Genomic DNA, 1,419 nt, shown 5'->3' with positions numbered 1-1,419 from the left:
TTCGGGTTCGCAGGAGCCGCCGATCGCCTGGTATCGCGCCACCATGGGCCGCGCCGGCGAGAGCGTGATGAGCGAGCTCGCCGGATTTGCCGGCACACTCCAGGCCGACGGGTTCACGGGCTACAATCAGCTCTACAGGGGCGACGCCATTCGAGATGCGGCCTGTCTGGCGCATCTGCGTCGCAAGATATTCGACGTTCACGACAGCCAGCCGACCGAGCTCAGCACGACGGCGATGGCGGGTATCCAGGCGATCTACCGGATCGAGGAAGAGATACGGGGGCTTCCGCCCGCCGAGCGATTGGCCGCCCGACGAAGGCGGACCCGACCCCTGGTCCGGGCACTGCGACGACAGCTCATGCGCCAGGCCAACGGTTTGTCGCGCCATGCCGATATCGCCAAGGCCTTCGCCTATGGCACCAAGCGATGGCGCGCGTTCAACCGCTTTCTCTACGATGGCCAGCTCGAGCCCGACAACCTGATCGCGGAGCGCGCGATTCGTGGTTTTACGGTCGGCCGGCGCAATTGGCTTTTCTCGGGCAATTTCGCCGCGGCCGAGCGTTCAGCGGTCGTGCTCAGCATCATCGAGACCTGCAAGCTCTGCGGCGTCGATGCCGAAGCCTACATGGCCGATGTCATCGAGCGCATCCAGAACGACTGGCCAGCCTCGCGCTGGGATGAGCTGATGCCATGGAACTGGGTGCGCCGCCAAGAGATGCCGCTCCCCCTGCCTGATGAGCGCGCTCGATGACATGGCGCTGTCGGACGAGGCGCTCGAGGCCTGGATGGCCGTCAAGACTAACCCCCGCCCGCTGGTGCGGACCATGTCGGCGCTGGATGGCTTCGTAACGGCATCGGTCACCGGGCCGCGGTTCGCGGATCCGCAAGACTGGATGTGCCCGCTCATGGGGTTGCCGCGTGACGTCCTGGCCAAAGGCTCTGCAACCGATCACGCCGTGTTTGCTAGCCTCGCCAGGATCCACAACCGGATCAACGAGACGCTGTTCGATAGGCCACAGGATTATGCGCCCCGCTTCACCACCAAGCCCAGCGGCGGCATCGACCCGCGGCCGTGGTGCCAAGGGTTCTACGCGGCCATCAATCTCAACATCAAACGCTGGAAACGGCTACTCGACCTCAAGAACCCCAACCACGGTCTGCTGCTGCCGATCCTGATCTACTGCGTCGACAAAAAAGGGCGGCCCGTCCTCGGCAAACCCAGGCCGGGACCCGAGACCGCGCACTTTATCGAGCACGAGGCATACAAAGATATCGCCCTCGTCATCCCCGCCCTTCGCGAACTCCACTATGTCACCCGTTATGATAACCCGCAGTGATCGCCCCGGCGCGCCGACTAACGGCTGACCGCCATGCACGCATCACACGACTTCGGGAAAGGTGCCTTGGTGCACCGCTTAC

The 1,419-nt window shown here is 64.2% G+C and carries 2 protein-coding genes; both read left to right on the top strand.

Annotated elements, in window-relative coordinates; genetic code table 11:
* A partial coding sequence (gene tnpC / locus RFM41_RS34020; RefSeq protein WP_320319358.1) for an IS66 family transposase occupies positions 1-751 on the top strand: 751 nt, incomplete at its 5' end.
* A complete protein-coding gene (locus RFM41_RS34015) occupies positions 735-1,337 on the top strand; it encodes a UPF0149 family protein (RefSeq protein WP_320253513.1) in 603 nt (200 codons plus the stop codon). The genes tnpC and RFM41_RS34015, both read left to right, overlap by 17 nt.
* Positions 1,338-1,419 lie beyond the last annotated feature (82 nt).

Source organism: Mesorhizobium vachelliae (assembly GCF_033977325.1).
GTDB lineage: Bacteria > Pseudomonadota > Alphaproteobacteria > Rhizobiales > Rhizobiaceae > Mesorhizobium > Mesorhizobium vachelliae.
The sequence above is the reverse complement of the archived record's forward strand: the minus strand, read 5'-3'. Positions and strand labels throughout refer to the sequence as shown.

What these genes read in the sequence shown, in the direction of transcription:
- RFM41_RS34015 (WP_320253513.1), top strand. Translation starts at nt 735, where the DNA reads ATGAGCGCGCTCGATGACATGGCGCTGTCGGACGAGGCGCTCGAGGCC.